Origin of the sequence: Kitasatospora arboriphila, from assembly GCF_039528095.1 — a bacterium.
Taxonomy (GTDB): Bacteria; Actinomycetota; Actinomycetes; order Streptomycetales; family Streptomycetaceae; genus Kitasatospora; species Kitasatospora arboriphila.
The window spans coordinates 1-522 of the sequence record NZ_BAAALD010000331.1 but is presented as its reverse complement, the minus strand read 5'-3'; the positions used below and the strand labels follow the sequence as shown (position 1 = coordinate 522).

Below are 522 nucleotides of genomic sequence, written 5' to 3'. Positions count from 1 at the left end.
TTTCTCGCTCCACGGCCGGTTGTCACGGCGGAGGAATTCGCAACCGCCGAAGATCCGCCCGTCCGCCGCCAGCGGCAGCAGCGAGTAGTAACCGAACGGATGATACAGTCCGCTGCGGATAAGCTGCGGCCAGGTATCGGCAAAGGTTTCATGATCGCAATGCAGGGCATCCGGCCGGGAGAGTAAGCGACGCACCGGACCGTGGGCCAGGACGGATTCATCCTCGTAGCTTACCGGATGGCCGGCCTCATCGCAGGCGTACCTGGCCGCGCGGTGATTACCCGCGTTCCACAGGATGATGGCCGCCTCATCGGCCAGCGCGGACTGTTGCACCAGACGGGTCAGGGTTTCGCTTAGCGCGGCCAGGTCGGGCTGCTGTAATAAAAGCTGGGTGATATCGAACAGCCCCTGCTGGCCGAGATCGCTCATCGGTGTATACGACATTGCTTACGTCCAAAACGCGCCGACAACGCGGCGCATAAGAAAATGATGGTACAAATAATAGTATGTTAATAAAGCGGT

The 522-nt window shown here is 59.6% G+C and carries 1 protein-coding gene; it reads right to left on the bottom strand.

Going from position 1 to position 522, the window contains the following annotated elements; translation table 11 throughout:
* On the bottom strand, positions 1 to 429 hold a 429-nt coding region (locus ABD353_RS40235; protein WP_344628645.1), incomplete at its 3' end, for a hypothetical protein.
* Positions 430 to 522: the final 93 nt, after the last annotated feature.